This is a genomic window from Chryseobacterium sp. SIMBA_029, from assembly GCF_046535275.1.
Lineage (GTDB): Bacteria > Bacteroidota > Bacteroidia > Flavobacteriales > Weeksellaceae > Chryseobacterium.
The window spans coordinates 1-264 of record NZ_JAWRXA010000444.1 but is presented as its reverse complement, the minus strand read 5'-3'; the positions used below and the strand labels follow the sequence as shown (position 1 = coordinate 264).

Sequence of the window (264 nt, the reverse complement as noted above, 5' to 3'; positions counted from 1 at the left end):
AAATATTGAGCAGAAAAGGTAAAGTAACAGCTTATGCAAAAGTTGGTAAGGAAATAACTTCTGAATATGACTTTCCTTTTTTCAATTCGCTTAGCAGAACAAATAGCGTTATAGAGAAGGCTTTTTCTGATATAGAACAAAATCAGAACAAAGTTGCCCATTCTTTATTTTGGTTTACCAATTTGAACCCTGTTGACACAACTGCAATTCAACATCTAATTAATGGAAATAAAGAAAAAGCTATTGAGATTTGGAGCAAATTAA

The 264-nt window shown here is 31.1% G+C and carries 1 protein-coding gene; it reads left to right on the top strand.

All coding sequences use genetic code 11. The features are described from left to right. On the top strand, positions 1-264 hold a 264-nt coding region (locus SB679_RS24775), incomplete at both ends, for a hypothetical protein (protein WP_410704948.1).